24 protein-coding genes are annotated in these 20,177 nt (G+C 71.9%); 8 read left to right on the top strand and 16 right to left on the bottom strand.

Features of this window, described 5'->3' with window-relative positions; genetic code table 11:
* Positions 1-13: 13 nt before the first annotated feature.
* Entirely contained in the window at positions 14-658 is a 645-nt protein-coding gene (locus tag MUB56_RS10515; protein ID WP_244931846.1) for a DUF1707 domain-containing protein, read from the top strand.
* Positions 659-667: 9 nt separating this feature from the next.
* Here MUB56_RS10515 and ugpC read toward each other — a convergent pair whose 3' ends face one another.
* The 5 genes from ugpC to MUB56_RS10540 form a co-directional block, all read right to left on the bottom strand.
* Positions 668-1,894: a sn-glycerol-3-phosphate ABC transporter ATP-binding protein UgpC gene (ugpC, locus tag MUB56_RS10520; protein WP_244931847.1), complete on the bottom strand. Its 1,227-nt coding sequence runs from the start codon at positions 1,892-1,894 to the stop codon at positions 668-670.
* Positions 1,895-1,898: 4 nt separating this feature from the next.
* Positions 1,899-2,729, bottom strand: a complete 831-nt coding sequence (locus MUB56_RS10525) for a carbohydrate ABC transporter permease (protein WP_244931848.1) — start codon at positions 2,727-2,729, stop codon at positions 1,899-1,901.
* A complete protein-coding gene (locus MUB56_RS10530; protein WP_244931849.1) occupies positions 2,729-3,691 on the bottom strand; it encodes a sugar ABC transporter permease in 963 nt (320 codons plus the stop codon). Before MUB56_RS10530 ends, MUB56_RS10525 begins: the two co-directional genes overlap by 1 nt.
* Positions 3,688-4,923: an extracellular solute-binding protein gene (locus MUB56_RS10535; RefSeq protein ID WP_244931850.1), complete on the bottom strand. Its 1,236-nt coding sequence runs from the start codon at positions 4,921-4,923 to the stop codon at positions 3,688-3,690. Before MUB56_RS10535 ends, MUB56_RS10530 begins: the two co-directional genes overlap by 4 nt.
* 200 nt (positions 4,924-5,123) lie before the next feature.
* Complete coding sequence (locus tag MUB56_RS10540) at positions 5,124-6,041, bottom strand: alpha/beta fold hydrolase (protein ID WP_244931851.1); 918 nt, start codon at positions 6,039-6,041, stop codon at positions 5,124-5,126.
* A 93-nt stretch (positions 6,042-6,134) separates the two neighbouring features.
* Here MUB56_RS10540 and MUB56_RS10545 point away from each other — a divergent pair, with 93 nt between their 5' ends.
* The gene (locus tag MUB56_RS10545) at positions 6,135-6,974 is read left to right on the top strand and encodes an alpha/beta fold hydrolase (RefSeq protein WP_244931852.1); all 840 of its coding nucleotides are present in this window, start codon (positions 6,135-6,137) and stop codon (positions 6,972-6,974) included.
* Here MUB56_RS10545 and glpX read toward each other — a convergent pair.
* From glpX to MUB56_RS10570, 5 genes are read right to left on the bottom strand one after another with little or no spacing between them, the layout of a single operon-like run.
* On the bottom strand, positions 6,939-7,961 hold the full coding sequence (gene glpX / locus MUB56_RS10550; RefSeq protein ID WP_244931853.1) for a class II fructose-bisphosphatase: 1,023 nt from the start codon (positions 7,959-7,961) through the stop codon (positions 6,939-6,941). The two genes, MUB56_RS10545 and glpX, sit on opposite strands and share 36 nt — an antisense overlap.
* Before the next feature lie 42 nt (positions 7,962-8,003).
* Positions 8,004-9,041 carry an ATP-binding cassette domain-containing protein gene (locus MUB56_RS10555; protein ID WP_244931854.1) on the bottom strand — a complete coding sequence of 346 codons (1,038 nt, stop codon included), beginning with the start codon at positions 9,039-9,041 and terminating at the stop codon, positions 8,004-8,006.
* Positions 9,038-9,826, bottom strand: a complete 789-nt coding sequence (locus MUB56_RS10560) for an ABC transporter permease (protein ID WP_244931855.1) — start codon at positions 9,824-9,826, stop codon at positions 9,038-9,040. Before MUB56_RS10560 ends, MUB56_RS10555 begins: the two co-directional genes overlap by 4 nt.
* A 2-nt stretch (positions 9,827-9,828) precedes the next feature.
* Complete coding sequence (gene modA / locus MUB56_RS10565; protein ID WP_244931856.1) at positions 9,829-10,575, bottom strand: molybdate ABC transporter substrate-binding protein; 747 nt, start codon at positions 10,573-10,575, stop codon at positions 9,829-9,831.
* Positions 10,575-10,970, bottom strand: a complete 396-nt coding sequence (locus tag MUB56_RS10570; protein ID WP_348536725.1) for a helix-turn-helix transcriptional regulator — start codon at positions 10,968-10,970, stop codon at positions 10,575-10,577. The genes modA and MUB56_RS10570 overlap by 1 nt, the downstream gene beginning before the upstream one ends.
* 107 nt (positions 10,971-11,077) lie before the next feature.
* Between MUB56_RS10570 and MUB56_RS10575 the strand changes: the two genes are divergently transcribed.
* The gene (locus MUB56_RS10575) at positions 11,078-11,659 is read left to right on the top strand and encodes a DUF4245 family protein (RefSeq protein WP_244931858.1); all 582 of its coding nucleotides are present in this window, start codon (positions 11,078-11,080) and stop codon (positions 11,657-11,659) included.
* Positions 11,660-11,674: 15 nt separating this feature from the next.
* On the opposite strand, the gene MUB56_RS10580 is transcribed toward MUB56_RS10575, so the two are convergent.
* Together MUB56_RS10580 and xseA are read right to left on the bottom strand one after the other, a co-directional pair.
* Entirely contained in the window at positions 11,675-11,890 is a 216-nt protein-coding gene (locus tag MUB56_RS10580) for an exodeoxyribonuclease VII small subunit (protein ID WP_244931859.1), read from the bottom strand.
* Entirely contained in the window at positions 11,883-13,118 is a 1,236-nt protein-coding gene (gene xseA, locus MUB56_RS10585; protein ID WP_244931860.1) for an exodeoxyribonuclease VII large subunit, read from the bottom strand. Before xseA ends, MUB56_RS10580 begins: the two co-directional genes overlap by 8 nt.
* A 45-nt stretch (positions 13,119-13,163) precedes the next feature.
* Between xseA and MUB56_RS10590 the strand changes: the two genes are divergently transcribed.
* Together MUB56_RS10590 and MUB56_RS10595 are read left to right on the top strand one after the other, a co-directional pair.
* A complete protein-coding gene (locus MUB56_RS10590) occupies positions 13,164-14,174 on the top strand; it encodes a 4-hydroxy-3-methylbut-2-enyl diphosphate reductase (protein ID WP_244931861.1) in 1,011 nt (336 codons plus the stop codon).
* A 1-nt stretch (position 14,175) separates the two neighbouring features.
* The gene (locus tag MUB56_RS10595; protein WP_244931862.1) at positions 14,176-14,799 is read left to right on the top strand and encodes an L-threonylcarbamoyladenylate synthase; all 624 of its coding nucleotides are present in this window, start codon (positions 14,176-14,178) and stop codon (positions 14,797-14,799) included.
* Here the strand turns inward: MUB56_RS10595 and MUB56_RS10600 are convergent.
* The 4 genes from MUB56_RS10600 to MUB56_RS10615 form a co-directional block, all read right to left on the bottom strand.
* The gene (locus MUB56_RS10600) at positions 14,756-15,205 is read right to left on the bottom strand and encodes a DUF6542 domain-containing protein (RefSeq protein ID WP_244931863.1); all 450 of its coding nucleotides are present in this window, start codon (positions 15,203-15,205) and stop codon (positions 14,756-14,758) included. The genes MUB56_RS10595 and MUB56_RS10600 overlap by 44 nt on opposite strands.
* The gene (locus tag MUB56_RS10605) at positions 15,202-16,278 is read right to left on the bottom strand and encodes a DNA recombination protein RmuC (protein ID WP_244931864.1); all 1,077 of its coding nucleotides are present in this window, start codon (positions 16,276-16,278) and stop codon (positions 15,202-15,204) included. The genes MUB56_RS10600 and MUB56_RS10605 overlap by 4 nt, the downstream gene beginning before the upstream one ends.
* A gap of 90 nt (positions 16,279-16,368) precedes the next feature.
* Positions 16,369-16,752, bottom strand: a complete 384-nt coding sequence (locus MUB56_RS10610) for a hypothetical protein (RefSeq protein WP_244931865.1) — start codon at positions 16,750-16,752, stop codon at positions 16,369-16,371.
* A gap of 44 nt (positions 16,753-16,796) precedes the next feature.
* On the bottom strand, positions 16,797-17,588 hold the full coding sequence (locus MUB56_RS10615) for an exodeoxyribonuclease III (RefSeq protein WP_244931866.1): 792 nt from the start codon (positions 17,586-17,588) through the stop codon (positions 16,797-16,799).
* A 76-nt stretch (positions 17,589-17,664) separates the two neighbouring features.
* Here MUB56_RS10615 and MUB56_RS10620 point away from each other — a divergent pair, with 76 nt between their 5' ends.
* Genes MUB56_RS10620 through MUB56_RS10630 form a run of 3 tightly spaced genes read left to right on the top strand, consistent with a single transcriptional unit; the run spans position 17,665 to position 20,149 of the window.
* Positions 17,665-18,495 (top strand): SDR family oxidoreductase, encoded by an 831-nt coding sequence (locus MUB56_RS10620; RefSeq protein ID WP_244931867.1) that lies wholly within the window; start codon positions 17,665-17,667, stop codon positions 18,493-18,495.
* A 4-nt stretch (positions 18,496-18,499) separates the two neighbouring features.
* On the top strand, positions 18,500-19,249 hold the full coding sequence (locus tag MUB56_RS10625) for a CDP-alcohol phosphatidyltransferase family protein (RefSeq protein WP_244931868.1): 750 nt from the start codon (positions 18,500-18,502) through the stop codon (positions 19,247-19,249).
* A 45-nt stretch (positions 19,250-19,294) separates the two neighbouring features.
* Positions 19,295-20,149, top strand: coding sequence for an MOSC N-terminal beta barrel domain-containing protein (locus MUB56_RS10630; RefSeq protein WP_244931869.1), 855 nt, complete (start codon positions 19,295-19,297; stop codon positions 20,147-20,149).
* Positions 20,150-20,177: the final 28 nt, after the last annotated feature.

The raw sequence follows: 20,177 nt of genomic DNA on the forward strand, positions 1-20,177 counted from the left end.
CTACCCTGGTGGGGTGACCGAGCCCCACCAGCAGCGCATCTCCGACGACGACCGGCACCGGACGGCCGAGTTCCTGCGCCAGGCCGCCGGCGACGGGCGGATCGACCTGGAGGAGCTCGACGAGCGCCTGGAGGCGGCGTACGCCGCCAAGGTGTACGCCGACCTGGTGCCGCTGGTCGCCGACCTCCCCGGTGCGGAGCCGGTCGTGCCCCCGGGCATGGTGGTCGCCCCGCGGCCGGGGTTCACGCCGGCGGCGCCGATCGACGCCCCGACCTACTCCACGAGCATCGCGGTGCTGAGCGGTGCCGACCGCAAGGGCGTCTGGCTGGTCCCGCCGAGCCACACGGCGTTCACGCTGATGGGCGGCATCGACGTCGACCTGCGCGAGGCGGTGTTCACGACCCCCGAGGTGGTCATCAATGCCAACGCCGTGATGGGCGGCATCGACGTCATCGTCAACGCCTGGACCCGGGTCACGGTCGAGGGCATCGGCATCCTGGGCGCTTTCGAGGAGGGGCGGGCCAAGGTCGCCCCCGAGCTCGGGCCGTCGTCGCCGCACGTGCGGGTGCGCGGCGTCGCGCTGATGGGCGCGGTCACGGTCGTGCGCAAGCCGATGCCCGGCGAGAAGCGCAAGCGCCTCCGCCGGGCATCGGACTGACGCTCAGCCTCAGCCGGCGGCGGCCGGCTGCTCGGCGGCGTCGGCCATGGCGTCGTCCAGCAGTCGACCGGCGTGCGCCCGGTCGACGGTGAGGTTCTCGCCGGTGGCGGGGTCGAAGAGATGCATCTTCGCCGCGTTCACCCAGATCTCGGCGTCGTCACCCTCGGCGATCCGGCTCGAGCCGTCGAGCGAGACGACCAGCTGGGTGCGCAGCGACTCGCCGTCCAGGTCGCGCTCGAGCTGGCGCAGCTGCTCCTGCACCTCCGTCGGCGCCTCGAACGGCAGGTAGGCGTACGCCTCGTTCCCGAGCCACTCGACGACGTCGACCTTGGCCCGGAACGTCGAGCCCGCCGTGTCCGTCTGCACGACCGAGGCGTCCTCGAAGTGCTCGGGCCGGATGCCGGCGATCAGCAGCCCCCGCCCGGCCGCCTTCTCGGCCTTCTCGGCCGGCAGCTGGACGGTGCCGAACGGCAGCTTCACCGACGTCCCGTCGACCTCCGCGGGCAGGAAGTTCATCGGCGGGGAGCCGATGAAGCCGGCCACGAACAGGTTGCCGGGGTTCTCGTAGAGCTCGCGCGGGGAGGCCAGCTGCTGGAGCACCCCGCGCTTGAGCACGGCGACCCGGTCGCCCAGCGTCATCGCCTCGGTCTGGTCGTGGGTGACGTAGACCGTGGTGATGCCGAGCCGCTTCTGCAGCCGGGAGATCTCGGTGCGCATCTGGCCGCGGAGCTTGGCGTCCAGGTTCGACAGCGGCTCGTCGAAGAGGAACGCGTCGGCCTCGCGGACGATCGCGCGGCCCATGGCGACGCGCTGACGCTGGCCGCCGGAGAGGTTGCCGGGCTTGCGATCGAGGTGCTCGTCGAGCTCGAGGGTCGCCGAGGCCTCGCGGACCTTGGCGTCGATCTCCGAGTCCGAGAGCTTGTTGGCCAGCCGGAGCGGGAAGGCGATGTTCTCGTAGACGGTGAGGTGCGGGTAGAGCGCGTAGTTCTGGAAGACCATCGCCAGGTTGCGGTCGCGCGGCGCGAGGTCGTTGACCCGCCGGTCGCCGATCACCATGTCGCCGGAGGTGATGTCCTCCAGTCCCACGATCATCCGCAGCAGGGTGGACTTCCCGCACCCGGACGGGCCGACGAGGATCATGAACTCCCCGTCGGCGACGTCGATGCTGACGTCGTTCACCGCGGGGAACCCGTCGCCGTACTTCTTGACGATGTTCTTCATCTCGATGGCAGCCATGGGCTCATCCCTTCACTGCGCCGGAGGTCAGGCCGGCGACGATCTTGCGCTGGAACAGCAGGACGATGACGATGATCGGCACGGTGACCACGACCGAGGCGGTCGCGAGCTGGCCGTACGGCGGGTTGAACGGGTCCGGACCGACGAAGTACGACAGCTGCGCCGGCACCGTGCGCGAGCTGGTCGTGGAGGTCAGGGAGATCGCCAGGACGAACTCGTTCCACGCGAAGAAGAACGTCAGGATCGCGGCCGTGAAGACACCCGGTGCGGCGAGCGGGACGATCACCTTGCGGAAGGCCTGCCACGAGGTCGCGCCGTCGACCTGGGCCGCTTGCTCCATCTCCCAGGGGATCTCCCGGAAGAAGGCGGTCAGCGTCCAGATCGCCAGCGGCAGCGTGAAGGACATGTAGGGGATGATCAGCCCCAGCCAGGTGTTGAACAGGCCGAAGGTGCGCCACATGTCGAACAGCGGCCCGACCAGCGCGACGACCGGGAACATCGCGATCGCCAGGGCCAGCGAGAGCACCAGCCGCTTGCCCTTGAACTCCAGGCGGGCGATGGCGTACGCCGCGAGCGTCGCGAAGATCACCGACAGCACGGTCGCGATGAGCGAGATGCCGAAGCTGTTGCGCAGCGCGTCGAGGAAGTCGGGGTTGTCGAGGATGTCCTTGTAGTTCTGCAGGGTGGCGTCCTGCGGCAGGAACTGCGGGCTCCCGGCCGCCGTCTCGTCGGGCGACTTGAACGACAGCGAGATGATCCAGGCCACGGGGAGCAGGCACCACACCAGGATCAGCACGAAGCCGCCCCAGGTGCCGATGGCGTTCTTGTTCTTCATCAGCCCTCACCCCTCGCCTGGGCCAGGTCGACCCGGAACAGCTTCACGATCAGGAACGCGAGCAGCAGCACGCTGAGGAACAGCAGCACCGAGAGCGCCGAGCCGAGGCCCAGCTGGAGTTGCTCGATCACCTGTCTGTAGGTCAGGAACGACGAGGACTCGGTGTCCTGCGCACCGCGGGTCATCACGAAGATGTTGTCGAAGATGCGGAACGCGTCGAGGGCCCGGAACAGCACCGCGACCATGATCGCGGCCCGCATGTTCGGCAGGATCACCTTCCACAGCCGCTGCCACCAGGTGGCCCCGTCGACCTTGGCCGCCTCGATCATGTCCTCGGAGACCTGCGAGAGGCCGGCGAGGAGCAGCAGCGACATGAACGGGGTGGTCTTCCAGATCTCGGAGACCATGATCGCGAACATCGCCGGCCAGTGGTCGCCGAACCAGTTGGTGTCCGGGCCGATCCAGGGCAGCCACTCGAACCAGCTGTTCACCCAGCCGTTGTTGATGCTGAAGGTGAACTGCCAGGCGAAGGCCGAGACCACGGTGATGGTGCCGTAGGGGATCAGGATCGAGGTGCGGATGACGCCGCGCGCGAAGATCACGCGGTGCATGACCATGGCGAAGATGAACCCGATCACCAGCTCGACGGACACCGTGATGACCATGATCAGCACGGTGTTCCAGGTGTCCTGCCAGAACAGCCCGTCGGTCAGCACGGTGCCGTAGTTGCCGAGGCCGACGAACTCCTTGTCGTCCGGGGACGTCAGCCGGTAGCGGAAGGTCGACAGGTACAGCGCCTGGATCATCGGCCAGGCGGTGACGACCAGCATGATGATGACGGCCGGCGCGACGAGCTTGAGACCCAGCCGGTTCTCGGCGTTGGCGCGGTCGCTCATCCTGGCCTTGGGAGGTTTGCCCGGCTGGGGGTCCTTGGCAGCCGGCGTGGCCACGGTGGTGCTCACAGCAGTCTCCTCTGGTCCAGGACCTCGCGCATGAAGGACTTGGAGTCCGCCGGGGTCTCGGGGCTGACACCCGACGCCGGGTGCCAGGTGCTCTGGATAGAGCCGGAGATGTCACTCCAGTACGGCGACACGCTGCGCGGCGCGGCGGCGTCCAGCGACTCCTGGAAGAGGTCCAGCAGCTCCTGCGGGTAGATCTCCGCCAGCGGGGGGTACTCGTAGCCGCCCTCGCTGGCCGGCATGTTGCCGGTCAGCTCGGCGTTGACGCCCTGGTTCTCGGCGTTGGTGATGCACTCGATCGCCTGCATCGACTCCTTCTCGTGCTGGGAGAAGGCGCTCACCCCGACGCCGATGCCGCCGTACGGCGGGTGCGACTCCTCGCCCTCGACGGTCTGCGGGTAGCGGGCGAACCCGAGGTCCTCCTTGACCTCCGGCTGGGCCTCGTCGAAGTTGGTCCAGATGTAGGTCCAGTTGACGAGGAACGCGCCCTGGTCGGAGCCGAAGGTGGCGCCGGCCTGGCCCTCCTGGGCCACCGACAGGTCGGCGGGCGCCGCCGGCGAGCCGGCCAGCTTCTCGATCACGGCCGCCGCCGCGGCCCCGGCCTCGGAGTCGATGTCGATGCTGGCGTCGGCGCCCTGCTCGGTGTCGCTGACGATGTCGCCGCCGGCGCCGGAGATGAGGGCGTTGATCCAGACGACGTACCCCTCGTACTTGTTCGCCTGGACGGCGACCTTGCCGCCGCCCTGCGCCGCGGCGTCGATGATCTGGTCCCAGGTCACCGGCTGGGTCATGTCGATGCCGACCTTCTCGGCGAACGACTTGCGGTACCAGAGCACCTGGGTGTTGGACCAGAACGGTGCGACGACCAGCTCGTCGTTCCAGGTCGCCGCGGTGGTCGCGCCCTCGAAGGACTGCTCGCTCAGCGTCGCCTGCAGCTCGTCGGGGATGTCGGCGAGGTAGCCGGCGTTCGAGAACTCGGCGGTGAACGGCGGGTCGATGCTCATGATGTCGATGCCCGGGTCCTCGGCCGCGAGGCGCCGGATCAGCTGGATCCGCTGCTGGTTGGCGTCCTGGGGGAGCACCTGGGTGGTGATCTTGTAGGCGCCGTCAGCGGCCTCGGTGCAGTTGGCGGCCACCTTGGCCTGGCCGCCGCTGTCGGGGTTGGTGTACCAGATGAGCTCGGGGGTGTCCCCGTCGTCGGACGAACAGGCCGCGAGCAGTGCGCTCGCGGTCATGAGCGCGGCCGCGGCAGCGAGGCCGCGGCGCGGTAGCCGGGACTCTCTCCGTCGCGGTGGCGATGCGGATGACGACATACAGCCCCTCCCCGAATCGTGTGGCTTTCGTCACACGGTCTAGTCCCTGACGACGTGGTTTGTCCACTAACCCACAAGGTCGGGGCGGAAACGTCGCCGAAACGAAAGAAGAGCAGGCGGGGTCAGGTGCGGTCGGCGTTTCGCCGGATCGCCGCGGTGAACGTCTCGAACAGCTCGGCCGGCAGGTCGTGGCCCATCCCGTCGACGAGCAGCAGCTCGCTGCCGGGGATCGCGGCCGCGGTCGCGCGACCGCCGGAGACGTGGACCATCTTGTCGGCGAGGCCGTGCACCACCAGGGTCGGCACCTTCAGCCCGCGCAGCCGGCGGCCGCGGTCGGGCTGGGTCAGCACGGCGACCATCTGCCGCAGCACGCCGGCCGGGTTGATCCCGCGCTCGAAGGTCTCCTCGCCGCGTCGGCGGGCGCTCTCCTCGGGCTCGGGGTACGCCGGCGACCCGATCAGCCGGGCCATCGCCACGCTGGCGACGACGTACTCCTCGCGGCTGAGGCCCCGACGGCCGAGCAGCGAGGGGAGCAGCGAGGGGTGCTGCCAGCCGACGCTGCGCTTGCCGGTCGTCGACATGATGCTGGTCAGGGACCGGACTCGGGTCGGGTGGTCCAGGGCGACGGTCTGCGCGATCATGCCGCCCATCGAGACGCCGACGACGTGGGCCGCGTCGATGCCGAGGTGGTCGAGCAGGCCGATGGCGTCGCGGGCCAGGTCGGCGATCGTGTACGGCGCCCGGACCCGAAGACCGGCGAACGCCCGGACCAGCGTCGCGCGGCTGACCCGTCCCTGCATCCGCGAGGAGCGGCCGGTGTCGCGGTTGTCGTAGCGGATCACGAAGAACCCGCGGGCGGCGAGCAGCCGACACAGCTCGGGGTCCCACCAGGTCATCGGCCCGCCGAGGCCCATGACGAGCAGCAGCGGGTCGTCGTCGGGGTTGCCGAAGGTCTGGTAGCACAGCTCGACGCCGTGGCTCGCGGGAGCGAAGAGCTCGGCGGAGACCTGCACCGGGGGGACGTCGGGAGCGGACGACATGGCTAAGAGTCTTGCTGAAGCCCGGCGTGCTGCGAAATACCCAGATGCGTGGATTTCCTAGGAAACGGCGTTACTCGCCCGTAGCCTGGCAGTGTGAGTCCCCACACACTCGCCTCGTTCCTGTTGCCGGAGGGCTACGCCAGGCCCGGTGTCGGCGCGGTGCTGCGCGAGGCGAGCCTGGTCGGCGAGGCCGGACGACACGTCGCGCGACGCGTCGGTGATCGGCGGACCCGCCGCGCCGCGCCGTACGCCGGGCGGTCCCCGGAGCGTGCTGCGGACCCGGTCGTCCTGGTGCCCGGCTTCCTCGCCGGCGACCTGTCGCTGAGCCTGATGGCGACGGCGCTGCGCCAGCGCGGCTTCCGCACCTACCGCTCGCACATCCGCGCCAACGTCGGCTGCACGCTCGACGCGGCCGCGCAGCTGGAGGCCCGGCTGGAGTCGGTCGCGCTGCGCCGGGGCAGTCGGGTCCAGATCGTCGGGCACAGCCTGGGCGGCATGCTCGCGCGCGGGGTCGCCGTACGCCGCCCCGACCTCGTGTCGGGCATCGTCACGATGGGCAGCCCGATGCTCGCGCCCGGCGCCCATCACCTGGCCCTGACCGCGAGCATCGACGTCCTGGTCCGGCTGAGCCGCGCCGGCCTGCCCGGCCTGATGTCCGAGGAGTGCGTGGGCGGCGGCTGTGCGCAGCAGAGCTTCGACGAGAGTCGCGAGCCGCTCGCCGACGCCGTCGCGTTCACCGCGATCTACAGCCGGCGCGACGGCATCGTCGACTGGCGCGCCTGCGTCGACCCGATCGCCGTGCCCGTCGAGGTGACCGCGAGCCACGTCGGCATGGCCGTGGACCCGCGGGTCATCGACCGTGTGGCCGCGGCGCTCGCCGAGCAGGCGACGCCGAGCTCAGTGCTCGAAGTCGATCGAGGAGTAAGCGCGTAGCTTCTGCAGACGGTGCTCGGAGGTGATCGAGCGGATCGTGCCGCTGCGCGAGCGCATCACCAGCGAGTGGGTCGTCGCGCCGCCGCCGACGTAGCGGACGCCCTTCATCAGGTCGCCGTCGGTGATGCCGGTCGCGACGAAGAAGCAGTCGTCACCGGTGACCAGGTCGTCGGTGGCCAGCACGAAGTCGGGGTCCAGGTTGTGGCCGGCGTCCAGCGCCCGCTGGCGCTCGTCGTCGTCCTGGGGCCAGAGCTGGCCCTGGATGACGCCGCCCATGCACTTCATCGCGCAGGCGGTGATGATCGCCTCCGGGGTGCCGCCGACCCCGAGGAGCAGGTCGACGCCGCTGTCGGGGCGGGCCGCCGAGATGGCGCCGGCGACGTCGCCGTCGACGATGAACTTGATTCGGGCACCGGAGGCCCGGATCTCGTCGGCGAGCTTCTGGTGGCGCGGCCGGTCGAGCAGCATCACGGTGACGTCCTCGGGCTTGCCGCCCTTGGCCTTGGCGACCCGGCGGACGTTCTCCGCGGCGGGCAGCCGGATGTCGACGACGTCCGCCGCCTCCGGGCCGGTGGCGAGCTTGTCCATGTAGAACACGGCCGACGGGTCGTACATCGAGCCGCGCGGCGAGACCGCGAGCACGGCGACGGCGTTGCTCATGCCCTTGGCGGTCAGGGTGGTGCCGTCGATCGGGTCGACCGCGACGTCGCACTCGGGACCGGTGCCGTCGCCGACCTGCTCGCCGTTGTAGAGCATCGGGGCGTTGTCCTTCTCGCCCTCGCCGATGACGACGGTGCCGCGCATGCCGATGGTCGAGATCATCACGCGCATGGCGTTGACCGCCACGCCGTCGGCGCCGTTCTTGTCGCCCTTGCCGACCCAGCGGCCCGCGGCCATGGCCGCGGCCTCGGTCACACGGACGAGCTCCAGTGCGAGGTTGCGGTCGGGGGACTCGGGGGCGACGCTCAGGCTTTCGGGCTCCGTCATGCTCGAACCCTATCGGTCCCCGCCGACCCTCCGACCCCGTGCTCAGGTGCGGTAGACCGCCACCTCGCTGGCCTTCACGCTGAAGGTGACGAACGTCCCAGGCGTGAGGTCGAGCTCGGCGGCTGCGTACGCCGTCACGTCGGCCGCGAGCTCGCCCGCCCGGACCCGGATCTGGTCGCCGTGCGGCTCCAGCTCGGTGACCTCGACCGCGAACGCGTTGCGCGGGCTGCCGCCCGGCGGCTCCCGGAAGACCGAGACCGCCGCGGGCCGGAAGACCGCGACCACCGGGTCGCCGGCCTCCGGCTCCGGCCCGGTCACCAGCCCGTGGACGAGGGTGCCGTCCTCGGTGCGGACGCCACCGTCCCAGGCGCCGCGGAGCAGGTCGAGGCCCGCGATCCGGGCCGCGAACCCGCTGCGGGGGTGGGCCAGCACCTGGGCGGTCGTCCCCTCCTCGGTGACCCGGCCGTCCTCCAGGACGACCACCCGGTCGGCCAGGATCAGGGCGTCCAGGGCGTCGTGGGTGACCACCACGGCCGAGCGGTCGGCGAGCACCCGGCGCAGGGTCTGCCGCAGGGCGGGGGCCACGGCGACGTCGAGGGCGGCCATCGGCTCGTCGAGCAGCAGCAGGCGCGGCTCGGCGGCCAGCGCGCGGGCGACGGCGACCCGCTGGGCCTGGCCGCCCGAGAGCTGGGCCGGGGTGCGATCGGCGAGCGTCTCGGCCCCGACCTCGGCGAGCCAGTGTCGTGCCGTCTCGCGGGCGGCGGCCCGGCCCGCGCCGGCGCTGCGGGGGCCGAAGGCGACGTTGTCGAGGACGCTGAGGTGGGGGAAGAGCAACGGCTCCTGGGCCAGGAGCGCGACCCGGCGCTCGTGCGGTGCGACCCAGGTGTGGTCGCCGGTCAGCTCCCGGTCGTCGAGGTGCACGGTGCCGGCGTCCGGGCGGAGCAGGCCGGCGACCAGGTCGAGCGTCGTTGACTTGCCCGCGCCGTTCGGACCCAGGACGGCGACGGTCTCGCCGTCGGCGACGTCGATCGCGACGTCGTACCCCCGCTCGGTGACGGTCGCTGCGAGGCGCAGGGTCATGCCGTGCCCCGACCCGGGCGCGCGAAGCCGATCACCGCGACCGCGACCACGACCAGCACCAGGGACATGGCCACGGCGGCGTCGGGGTCGGTGACCCGGAGCTGGTAGATGTACAGCGGCAGCGTCCTGGTGGTGCCCTCCAGGCTGCCGGCGAAGGTGATCGTGGCCCCGAACTCGCCGAGAGAGCGGGCGAAGGCGAGGGTCGCGCCCGAGATCAGGCCGGGCAGCACCAGCGGCAGCGTGACCCGACGGAAGACCGTGGTGGGGGAGGCGCCGAGCGAGGCGGCGACGACCTCGTAGCGCTGGCCGGCGCTGCGCAGGGCGCCCTCCAGGCTGACGACCAGGAACGGCAGGGACACGAAGGTCTGGGCCAGCACCACCGCGATCGTCGAGAACGCGACCTGGACGCCGAGGGCGTCGAGCTCGGCTCCGAGCAGCCCGCGGCGGCCGAAGGTGTAGAGCAGCGCGATGCCGCCGACCACCGGGGGCAGCACCATCGGCAGCAGCACGAGGGACCGGAACACCCCCTGCCCGCTGAACGAGGTGCGGGCCAGTACGACCGCCATCGGCACGCCGACGAGCACGCACAGCAGCGTGCTCACCGTCGACGTGCGCAGGCTCAGCCCGAGAGCGGTCAGGGCGGAGTCGGAGGTGACCAGGTCGACGAAGCTCGCCCAGTCGACCCGGCTGAGCATGCCGACCAGCGGCAGCAGCACCAGGACGGCACCGAGCAGCGCCGGCAGGTAGATCCAGGCGGGTACGCCGACCTGCCGCTGGCTGGTCACCGCTACGGCTGCCCGAAGCCGGCGGCCTGAAGAACCGATCGGCCGGTCTCGCCGAGCACGAAGTCGACGAACTCCTGGGCCAGGTCGGCCTCGTCGCTGCCGGCGACCGCGGCGATCGGGTAGGTGTTGACCACGTCGGCCGCCTCGGGGAACTCGATGCCCTCCACGTCGCCGCCGGCGGCGATCACGTCGGTGATGTAGACGAGGCCGGCGTCGGCCTCGCCGGAGGTCACCTTGGCCAGCACGTCGGTCACGGACTGCTCCTCGCTGACCGGCGCCAGCGTGACGCCGGCGGCCTCGGCGACCTGCTGGGCCGCGGCGCCGCACGGCACCTCGGGGGCGCACACCACCAGGTTGAGGTCGCCGGCGAGATCCTGGAAGGACGTCACGCCGGCCGGGTTGCCGGGCGGCACCGCGATCTCGAGGACGTTGGTGGCGAAGTCCCGGGGCTCGGCGGCGGTCAGCTCGGCGGAGACCAGATCGTCCATGTTCTTGGTCGCTGCCGAGGCGAAGACGTCGGCCTGCGCGCCCTCCTTCAACTGGGTGACCAGGTCGGCGGAGCCGCCGAAGCTCAGCTCCACCGCGACGCCGTCGTGCTCGGCCTCGAAGTCCTCGGCGAGCTGCTCGAAGGTCGCGGTGAGCGAGGCGGCGGCGTACACGGTCAGGGTGACGTCGTCCCCGCCATCGGAGCCGTCGCCGGCCCCACAGGCGGTGAGCGGCAGGAGCAGGGCGAGCAGGGCCCGCCTCATCAGGGACGCTCCACGACGACGTTGGTGGACTTGACGGAGGCGATCGCCCGTACGCCGGGCGCGAGGCCGAGCTCCTCGGCGGCCTCGGTGCTCATCAGCGAGACCATCCGGTAGGGGCCGCAGATCAGGTCGACCTGCGCCATCACGGTGTCCTTGGTGACCTTGGTGACGATCCCGGCCAGCCGGTTGCGGGCGCTGACCGCGGCGGCGCGGGTGGCGTCGCGGTCGGGGTGGTCGGCGAGCGACTCGGCGAGCGCGGCGAGGTCGGCCCCGGGGATGACCGTGCGGCCGGCCTCGGTGGTCGAGGCGACCCGGCCGGCCTCGGTCCAGCGCCTCATCGTGTCGTCGCTGACGCCGAGCAGCTCGGCGGCCTCCGCGATCCGGTACGTCATCACGGCGGCATCCTTCCGCATCTGCGGACCTATTGACAGAGATCGTCCGCAACTGCGGACCCCGGGAGGGCGGCGCCCGAGTCCTGGACAGTACCTGTGAGGATGGGTCGGTGAGCGAGTCCGAGGAGAAGCCGGGCCGCTACCAGCGGACCACCGGCGGCCTGATCGGGTCGATGATCGTGGCGGTGGTGGTGGTCCTCGGCGTCGTGGTTTTCCGCGAGACCTTCCGCGACACCCCCGAGATCGAGCCCGAGCCGGTCGACTACCTGCCCGCCGTCGTCGCCCTCCAGGAGTCAGGACGGCAGGTCGCCTACCCGCCCGAGCTGCCCGACGGCTGGATGGTCACCGGCGTCGACATCGAGCGCGGGCAGCGACCCGGCTGGAGCCTGGCGATGCTCACCGACGACGACAAGTACGTCGGGCTTCGCCAGCGCGACGAGGACATCGACACCCTGGTCGAGGAGCACATCGACGCGGACGCGACCGAGGGTGACCCGGTCGAGCTCGACAGCGCGCTCGCGTCCGAGTGGGCGACGTTCTCCGACGAGGGCGGCGACCACGGGTACGCCACCACGATCACCACCGACGCCGGCGAGGAGTCGCTGCTCGTCTACGGCTCCGCGCCTCCCGCGGACCTCGAGGCGCTGATCGGGCTGCTGACGCTCGACCCGGCCGCTCCCGCCCAGAGCTAGTCCGGGTCTGGCCGCTCAGTCCTCGTCGGCCGCGACAGCTGCGTCGAGCCGCTGACGGGCGCCGTCGAGCCACTCCTGGCACCAGGTGGAGAGCTTCTCGCCGCGCTCCCACAGTGCGAGCGACTCCTCCAGGGTGGTGCCGCCGGCCTCGAGCCGGCGGACCACGTCGACGAGCTCCTCGCGGGCCTCTTCGTACGACGGCTTCTGCTCGGACGCTGCGGATTCAGGCACGGGGGTCCTCCAGCTGCTCGGTGGTGGTGGTCGTGGCGTGCACCCGGCCGTCGGCGACCCGGACGCTGACCGCGTCGCCGGCCGCCACGTCGGCGACCGAGGTGAGCACGTGGCCGTCGGCGTCCTGCAGCACGGCGTACCCGCGCTGCAGGGTGGCGAGCGGCGAGAGGGCCCGGGCCCGGGCACGCTGGTGGCCGACGTCGTCGGCGGCCCGGTCGAGCGCGTGGCCGAGGGTGCGGCGGGCCCGGGCGCGCAGGGCGTACACCTCGTCGAGCCGGACGTCGAGGAGGTTGCGCGGGTCGGCCAGCGCGGGCCGGGAGCGGAGCGAATCGAGGCCGGCCTGCTCGCGGTCGAGGATCCGGCGCAGGCCCGCGCGGACCTGGTCGCGCGCCCAGGCGACGCCGCGGAGCTCGTCCAGCACGTCGGGGACGATCAGCTTCGCCGCGTCGGTGGGTGTCGAGGCGCGCACGTCGGCGACCAGGTCGAGCAGCGGGCCGTCGGGCTCGTGGCCGATCGCCGACACCACGGGGGTGCGGGTGCGGGCGACCGCGCGGACCAGCCCCTCGTCGGAGAACGGCAGCAGGTCCTCGACGGAGCCGCCGCCGCGCGCGATCACGATCACCTCCACGTCGGGGTGGCGGTCCAGTCGCTCCAGCGCCTCCATCACCTCAGCTGCCGACCGGGTGCCCTGCATCGCGGCGTACGCGACCTCGAAGCGGACGGCGGGCCAGCGACGGCGGGTGTTCTCCAGGACGTCGCGCTCGGCGGCCGAGTTGGGCGCCGTGACCAGGCCGATGCACCCGGGAAGGAACGGCAGCGGGCGCTTCAGCTCGGCCGAGAACAGCCCCTCGGCAGCCAGCAGCTGGCGGCGCCGCTCCAGCTGGGCCAGCAGCTCGCCGAGGCCGACCATCCGAATCTCGCGGGCGTAGAGCGACATCGTCCCGCGGTTGGCGTAGTACGACGGCTTCGCGTGCACGACCACGCTCGCGCCCTCGACCAGCGGCGGGTTGAGGCCGTCGAAGTAGGTGCGCGAGCAGGTGAGCGGCACCGAGATGTCGGCGACCGTGTCGCGCAGCGTCAGGAACACCGTGCCGACGCCGGGGCGGCGGCTGATCTGCGCGACCTGCCCCTCGACCCACACCGCGCCGAGCCGGTCGACCCAGCTGGCGATCGCGTTGGCGATCTGCCGGACCGGGGCCGGTGCCTGTGGTGAGGTCTCCAGGGCCATGCGGGGAGATTAGGGGATCGTGGGGACACATCTAGACTGGACGCCATGACGACCGACATGGGTATGCCGCCGATCCTGTCGCCGGACGACGCCGAGAAGGCCGTCCTGCTGGCGGCTCCGCGGGGCTACTGCGCCGGTGTCGACCGGGCCGTCGTGACCGTGGAGCAGGCGCTGGAGCTCTACGGCTCGCCCGTCTACGTCCGCAAGCAGATCGTCCACAACAAGCACGTCGTATCCGACCTGGAGTCGCGGGGCGCGATCTTCGTCGAGGAGCTCGACGAGGTGCCGGCCGGTGAGACCGTCGTCTTCTCCGCCCACGGCGTGTCGCCCGAGGTGCACCGCCAGGCCGCCGAGCGCGACCTGAAGACCATCGACGCCACCTGCCCGCTGGTGACGAAGGTGCACCACGAGGCGAAGCGCTTCGCAGAGGACGACTACGACATCCTGCTCATCGGCCACGCGGGCCACGAGGAGGTCGAGGGCACCGCCGGCGAGGCACCCGACCACATCCAGCTGGTGCAGAGCCCGGCCGACGTCCCGAACATCGTCGTGCGCGACGCCTCCCGGGTCGCCTGGCTCTCGCAGACCACGCTCTCGGTCGACGAGACCCTGGAGACCGTCGCCGCGATCCGGGAGCGCTTCCCCGAGCTGCTCGACCCGCCCAGCGACGACATCTGCTACGCCACCCAGAACCGCCAGCTGGCGGTCAAGGAGATCTCCCCGGACGCCGACCTGGTGATCGTGGTCGGGTCGGGCAACTCCTCCAACTCCGTCCGGCTGGTCGAGGTCGCCCTGGAGGCCGGGGCGAAGTCGTCGTACCGCGTGGACGACGCGAGCGAGATCGACGAGGCCTGGCTCGACGGGGTCCGGACCGTGAGCGTCACCTCGGGCGCGAGCGTCCCGGAGGCGCTCGTCGAGGGGGTGCTGGCGTTCCTCGCCGAACGGGGCTATCCCGACGCGAAGGCCGTGCACAGCGCCGAGGAGTCCCTCATCTTCTCGTTGCCCAAGGAGCTGCGTCGCGACCTGAAGGCCGCCGCCGCGGCGGCCCGGGCCTGACGTGGCCAGGTACCTCGACGTCCACCCGGACAACCCGCAGCCCCGGCTGCTGGCGCAGATCGTGGACGCGCTGAACGACGACCAGCTGATCGCCTACCCGACGGACTCCGGCTACGCGCTCGGCTCGCGGCTCGGCAACCGCGACGGCCGGGACCGGATCCTGCGGATCCGCGGCCTCGACGACCGCCACCACTTCACGCTGATGTGCAAGGACTTCTCCCAGCTCGGTCAGCTGGTGCACGTCGACAACTCGGCCTTCCGGGCGATCCGGGCCGCGACCCCCGGGCCGTACACGTTCATCCTCCCGGGCACGCCCGAGGTCCCGCGCCGGCTGCTGCACCCGAAGAAGAAGACGGTGGGGGTGCGGATCCCCGACCACACCGTCGTGCAGGCGCTGCTGGAGCTGCTGGGCGAGCCGCTGCTCAGCAGCACCCTGATCCTGCCGGGCGAGGACGAGCCGCGGACCCTCGGCTGGGACGTCAAGGAGGAGCTGGACCACCAGGTGGACCTGGTCGTCGAGGCGGGGGAGACCCCGGCCGAGCCGACCACCGTCATCGACTGGTCGGACGGGGCCCCGGAGATCATCCGCCGGGGTGCAGGTGACCCGGGGCGTTTCGAGGCCTGACCAGGCGACCGTGCTGGTCGAGCGCGCGCTGTCGCAGCGCGAGGCAGACCAGGCACAGCGCGTAGCCGAGCACCAGGGCGAGGGAGTGGCTCGACAGGCCCGAGATGAGGGCCTGGACGACGCTGTCGTCGGGATGCGCGACGGCGCCCGGACGGGTGGCCGCGAGCAGCGTGAAGACCACCACCATCACCAGCGGCGGCAGCACGCCGACGGTGAAGAAGTCGCGGGGCCGCACCAACAGGGCTAGGGCGGTCGAGAGGGCGACGAACGCGATGTCGAAGAGGACGCTGACCCGGCCGGTGAGCAGCAGGTCGAGGGCGACGACCGTGAGCGCGGCGGCGATTCCGAGCGTGACCATCTGCCGGCCGGGCTCGTGGCCCTGCTCCCAGAGCGTCTTGCCGCTCACCGCGCCTCCTTCTCCCAGCCCACGGTAGGGCCGGCGCCGGGCTCGTCGGGGGCGGCGCGCCGGTCGACCGCCCGCAGCTCCACCGCCCGGGGGGTGGGGAGCGGGGCGTCGGTGACCGCCAGGTCGCTGAACCGGCGGGCCGCGACGAGCACCCGCGACTCCAGGGAGCCCACCGCGGAGTTGTAGTGACCCACCGCCGCGTTGAGCGACCGCCCGACCAGGTCGAGGTGGCCCCCGAGGGTGCCGAGCCGGGTGTGCAGGTCGCGGCCCAGGCGGTGGATCTCGCGAGCCTGGTCGGCCAGTGCCTCGTGGGTCCAGCCGTGGGCGACGGTGCGCAGCAGTGCGATCAGGGTGGTCGGCGTCGCGAGCACGATCTGGCGGGCCGCGGCGTGCTCGATCAGGGAGCCGTCGGTCTCCAGTGCCGCGGCCAGGAAGGACTCGGCGGGCAGGAAGAGGACCACGAACTCCGGAGTCTCGGGCAGCGAGCGCCAGTAGCCCTTCGCCGAGAGCTGGTCGATGTGGGTGCGGAGCTGGCGGGCGTGGCGCGCGAGGTGCGCGGGCCGCTCGTCGTCGTCGGCCGAGGTGGCGTCCAGGTAGGCGTCGAGGGGGACCTTGGCATCGACCACCACGCTGCGCCCGCCGACCAGCCGGACGACGAGATCGGGGCGGAGGGCGCCGTCCTCGAGGCGGACCTGCTCGTCGAAGTCGCAGCGGTCCACCAGGCCCGCCAGCTCCACGGCCCGCCGCAGGTGCAGCTCGCCCCAGCGCCCCCGCACCTGCGGCTTGCGCAGCGCGGTGCTCAGCGCGTGGGTCTCGCGGCGCAGGGTCTCGGTCGAGAGGCGCATGTCCTGCACCTGCTGGTGAAGCTGGCCCTGCCAGCTCGAGCGCTGGTGGTCGAGGTCGGCCAGCTGGTCGCTGAGCCGGTCGAGCCCCTGCATCACCTCGGCCTGGTCGACCATCCCCTGGCCGATCGCCTGCACGTGCTGCGGCCGCGAGCGCGCCCACAGCACGCCGAGCAGCGCGCCCAGGGCGAGCCCGACGAGCAGGATGAGGAGGGCGGTGAGGGTCTCCATGGCGTCAGCATGGCGGCGGGCACCGACAGTCGGGTGCGAGCGTGTCGGCGGGCGTCATGCGATGCGCCGCCAGCCAACCGACCGGGCCGGTCAGCGCGCGAAGGTCCGCAGGAACGCGACGCCCTGCTCCTCGACGCCGGCGTGCACCTGGCGTGCGTAGTCGACGGCCGCTGCCCGGTCCTTCGCGGGGATCCGGCACCGCTCGCCGTTGTCGGCCTCGACGTCGACGGCCCATCGGTCACGGAGCAGGTATCGCTGGACGAGACCGGGCGCGACGCGGTAGCCGGCGTACGCCCGCGCGGGGTCGGTGAGCACCGGCGGGGTGAAGAACAGGAACCGCCAGCGGCGCACCCGGTCGATCGCGGGCTCGGCCCGCAGCGTCACGCGGACACCGTCGGGACCGACCGCGTCGGGCAGTTGCCCGGCCTCGGGCGACGCAGGGCTGTACAGCTCGCGGCGGTGGTCCTTGCGCATGCCGCCATTCCAGCACTCTCCGGCGGACCGCGTGGGCGGATCGCTCAGTCGGCCAGGTCGACGATCACCGGGGCGTGGTCGGACGGCGGGCCGGAGCCCTGGGCGGGGTCGCGCTCGTCGGTGTCGATGAACGCGCCGGTGACCCGGCCCGCGAACGACGGCGAGCCGAGCACGAAGTCGATCCGCAGCCCGCGGTTCCGCTCGAACCGCTGCCGGTAGTAGTCCCAGTAGGTGTAGACGTCCGGGCCGGGCGTGTGGGGGCGGACGACGTCGACGTACCCGTCGTCGAGGAAGCGCTGGAACGCCGCCCGCTCCGGCGGGGTCACGTGCGTCGACTTCGCGAACTGCTTGACGTCGAAGACGTCCTCGTCGAGTGGGGCGACGTTCCAGTCGCCGACCAGCGCGGTGTCGCCGCCGGTCCACTCCTGTGCGGCGTCGCGTAGCCGGGCCAGCCAGTCGAGCTTGTAGACGTAGTGCGGGTCGTCGGGCTTGCGGCCGTTGGGGACGTAGAGGCTCCAGACTCGTACGCCGCCGCAGGTCGCCCCGATCGCGCGCGCCTCGGGGGCCACCGGATCGCCGTAGCCGGGCATCCCCTCGAAGCCGACCTGGACGTCCTCCAGGCCCACCCGGCTGACGATCGCGACGCCGTTCCACTGGCTCACCCCGGCCGCGGCGACGTCGTACCCCATCGACTGGAGGCCCATCAGCGGGAGCTGGTCCTCGCGGGCCTTGGTCTCCTGGAGGGCGAGGACGTCGACCTGGTGGCGGTCGAGGAACGCCTCGACGCGGTCGATCCGGGAGCGGAGGGAGTTGACGTTCCAGGTCGCGAGGCGCACCGCGGAAGCCTATGCCGCTAGCCTTGCCTGCCTGTCCTCGGACTACACGCAGCATGACCACAGGGAGTTCCGGAGCATGGACGCACCGCTCACCGGCAAGGTCGCCGTCGTCACGGGCGGCAGCCGCGGGCTGGGCCGAGCGACCGCCCAGCTGCTCGGCTCGGCGGGCGCCACGGTCGTGATCGGCGCGCTCCCCGGCGACGGGGTCGACCAGGCGGTGGCCGAGCTGCGCGCGGCCGGCATCCGCGCGGAAGGTCTCGACATCGACGTCGCGGACCTGCTCCAGGTCGAGGCCCTGCGCGACGCCGCGCTGGCACTGGGCAGCCTGGACATCTGGGTCAACAACGCCGGGACCGGGAGCCCGTACGGGCCTTCGCACCTGCTGGACCCGACCGACTTCGAGCGGGTGCTGGACGCGAACGTCCGGGGGGTCTTCAACGGCACCCGCACGGCCGTGCACGCGATGCTGGTGCAGGGCAGCGGGCACGTGGTCAACGTGTGGGGGAGGGGCTCGGACAAGCCGGTGGCGATGCAGAACGCCTATGCCTCCTCCAAGGCCTGGAACCGGATGTTCACCCGGGCGGTGCGCCAGGAGATCGCCGGCAAGGGCGTGCGCATCCACGGCTTCGACCCCGGACTGGTCCGCACCGACCTGCTCGGCCAGGTCACGGTGATGCCGGGGATGCAGGAGCGGGTCCGGGCGCTGCCGGTCGTGGTCGCGCTGTGGGGTCAGGCCCCGGACGTGGCGGCCCGGCCGATCCTGGACCTGGTGACGAGCACCCGCAGCGGCGACTTCGAGGACCTCACCACGGGTCGTGTGATCGGGCGCGGCCTGCGCTCGGTCCTGCGTGGCGACGTACGACGCAGTCGGCGGATGCCGCTCACCGTCACGGTCCAGGGGGCCTGAGAACGTGCTGAACAAGCTTGCCGCGTGGTCGGTCCACGCCTACACCGCCGTCGGGTCGGTGCTGGCACTGCTGATGGTGCACTTCTCCTACGAGGGGGAGATCGAGACCGTCCTGTGGCTGTTCCTGGTCGCGATGGTGGTCGACGGGACCGACGGCTTCCTGGCCCGGCACTTCCGGGTGAAGGAGGTGGTGCCCCAGATCGACGGCGCCCTGCTGGACAACATCGTCGACTACCTCACCTACGCCTTCGCGCCGATGGTGCTGCTCTGGGCCAACGGCTACCTGCCCGACGGCCCGGCCGGCGGGGTCGTGGCGTGCATCCCGCTGGTGGCCTCGTGCTACCAGTTCTGCCGCAGCGACGCGAAGACCGAGGACCACTTCTTCCTGGGCTTCCCGTCGTACTGGAACGTCGTGGCGTTCTACGTCATCGTCTTCGGGTTCGGTACGGCGCCGACCGTGGTGCTGCTGATGGTCTTCGCGGTGCTGGTCTTCGTGCCGGTGAAGTACGTCTACCCGTCCCGCACCGCGGACCTGTGGTACCTCAACATGACCGCCGCGACCCTGTGGCTGGTCGCCTTCGGCGTCATCACCGCGCACCTGCCCGACGCGCCGGACTGGCTGACGGTGCTCTCGCTGGCCTACGTCGCCTACTACGTCGTCGTCAGCCTGTGGCTCACCTTCCGGGCCCGTCCGGCAGCCGGTCGAGCAGCTCGCCACGCCCCTGCCGAAGCCGAGCCCGACCCCGCCGCGTAAGGGTCCGCACCTGCGGGTGCGCGAGCGCAGATCTAACCTCCTCCCATGCCGTACCTGTCCTCGATCCACCGCTTCCCGGTCAAGTCCTGCCGCGGCGAGTCCGTCGACGCGGCCGTGGTCGAGCCCTGGGGCCTGGCCGGCGACCGGCGCTGGATGGTGGTCGACGAGGCCGGGGAGGTGATCACCGTCCGCGAGGTGAACCGGCTGGTGCTGGTGCACCCCGCGCTCACCGGCGACGGGCTGGTCGTGACGGCCCCCGACCTGCCCCGGCTGGGCGTCGCGATCCCGGACCCGGCCACCCAGACCCCCGTGTCGCTCTGGGGGTCGCGGCTCACGGCCGCCCCCGCCGGTCCGGAGGCGGACGCGTGGTTCGGCAAGGCGCTCGGCCGGCCGGCCCGGCTGGTCCACCTCGACGACCCGACGCGTCGTGCGACGAGCCCGGCGTTCAGCGAGCCCGGCGACCGGGTGTCGCTCGCCGACGGCTACCCGCTCCTGGTCGCCAGCGAGTCGTCCCTCGCCGCCCTCAACGACGTCGTGGCGGAGCGTTCGGAGGGCGCGCACCCTCCGCTGCCGATGACCCGCTTCCGGCCCAACGTCGTCGTGGCCGGCGCCGAGGCGTGGGCCGAGGACGACTGGCGCCGGATCCGGATCGGCGACGCCGTCTTCCGCGCGGTCAAGGGCTGTGCGCGCTGCGTGATCACGACTGTCGACCCCGAGACGGGGGAGCGGGGGAAGGAGCCGATCGCCACGCTCGCCCGGATCCGGCGATGGGACGGCGCGACCTGGTTCGGGGTCAACCTGGTGCCCGACAACGCCGACGTGACCATCCGGGTGGGCGACGAGGTGGAGGTGCTGGAGTCGGTCCAGCCGGGCGGTGGACCGATCCGTCCGCGCGCCTGACCGCCGCTGATTCGGGGCGGCCCGCCGT

The organism is Nocardioides sp. W7 (assembly GCF_022919075.1).
Lineage (GTDB): Bacteria > Actinomycetota > Actinomycetes > Propionibacteriales > Nocardioidaceae > Nocardioides.

Coding starts and splice junctions, on each gene's coding strand:
- MUB56_RS10540 (WP_244931851.1), bottom strand. CDS start 6,041: ATGTCGTCCGCTCCCGACGTCCCCCCGGTGCAGGTCTCCGCCGAGCTC.
- MUB56_RS10605 (WP_244931864.1), bottom strand. CDS start 16,278: ATGGAGACCCTCACCGCCCTCCTCATCCTGCTCGTCGGGCTCGCCCTG.
- MUB56_RS10555 (WP_244931854.1), bottom strand. CDS start 9,041: ATGACCCTGCGCCTCGCAGCGACCGTCACCGAGCGGGGGTACGACGTC.
- MUB56_RS10535 (WP_244931850.1), bottom strand. CDS start 4,923: ATGACCGCGAGCGCACTGCTCGCGGCCTGTTCGTCCGACGACGGGGAC.
- MUB56_RS10610 (WP_244931865.1), bottom strand. CDS start 16,752: ATGCGCAAGGACCACCGCCGCGAGCTGTACAGCCCTGCGTCGCCCGAG.
- MUB56_RS10590 (WP_244931861.1), top strand. CDS start 13,164: ATGACGACCGACATGGGTATGCCGCCGATCCTGTCGCCGGACGACGCC.
- MUB56_RS10630 (WP_244931869.1), top strand. CDS start 19,295: ATGCCGTACCTGTCCTCGATCCACCGCTTCCCGGTCAAGTCCTGCCGC.
- xseA (WP_244931860.1), bottom strand. CDS start 13,118: ATGGCCCTGGAGACCTCACCACAGGCACCGGCCCCGGTCCGGCAGATC.
- MUB56_RS10525 (WP_244931848.1), bottom strand. CDS start 2,729: ATGAAGAACAAGAACGCCATCGGCACCTGGGGCGGCTTCGTGCTGATC.
- ugpC (WP_244931847.1), bottom strand. CDS start 1,894: ATGGCTGCCATCGAGATGAAGAACATCGTCAAGAAGTACGGCGACGGG.
- modA (WP_244931856.1), bottom strand. CDS start 10,575: ATGAGGCGGGCCCTGCTCGCCCTGCTCCTGCCGCTCACCGCCTGTGGG.
- glpX (WP_244931853.1), bottom strand. CDS start 7,961: ATGACGGAGCCCGAAAGCCTGAGCGTCGCCCCCGAGTCCCCCGACCGC.
- MUB56_RS10620 (WP_244931867.1), top strand. CDS start 17,665: ATGGACGCACCGCTCACCGGCAAGGTCGCCGTCGTCACGGGCGGCAGC.